Annotated in this window: 1 protein-coding gene; it reads right to left on the bottom strand. The window is 40.6% G+C overall.

The window, feature by feature from the left end:
• Positions 1-683 (bottom strand): AMP-binding protein (locus ACRD7P_RS20980; protein WP_430909762.1); only part of this gene is annotated, 683 nt, incomplete at both ends.

Raw genomic sequence — 683 nt, 5'->3', positions numbered from 1 at the left:
ACAAAACGCTCTTGTGTGAGTTCCCCTCGGTTCAGATAGCCCCTGGCAACGCCCGCGCCGCCAATGTACAACTCCCCCACAACACCCACGGGTACAGGTTGGCCGAAATTATCCAACACATATGTCCTATAATTATCATAAGCCTTACCTATGCTATTGTAACTGTCGATTGTATTTTTATCCTTGTAGGTAGTACCAACGGTAGCTTCCGTAGGACCATACTCATCAATAGGGTTGTCTATATATTTTAAAATATGCCCTAATTGGGAACGTTCTAATTTTTCCCCTCCTATAAAAGCCTGTTTGATTTTATGGCCAGAAAAACCATCCAATGATAAATTGGACAATAGGGATGGGGTACTCTTTATAAAATCGATCTTATTGTCCACTAAATGGGACATATATTTATCATGGTCGACCATCGATCCTGAATAAATGAATATTCTCTTACCCAATAGAAGGGAACATATAGAGGTCGTAACCGTAAGGTCGAAAGTGTAATTGGTCGATAGATCTATATTTATGACATCGTCCAATAAAATGTTCTTGACATTATTTGAATAGTTCACAATACTCCTATGCTCGATCATAACCCCTTTGGGTGTCCCAGTAGTACCCGAGGTGTAGATCACATAGCATAGGTCCGTTGGGGATATGGATAATCCTGGGTTGTTGGTATATAC

Source organism: Maribacter sp. 2-571 (assembly GCF_050589625.1).
In the GTDB taxonomy this organism is placed as follows: Bacteria; Bacteroidota; Bacteroidia; order Flavobacteriales; family Flavobacteriaceae; genus Pelagihabitans.
The sequence above is the reverse complement of the archived record's forward strand: the minus strand, read 5'-3'. Positions and strand labels throughout refer to the sequence as shown.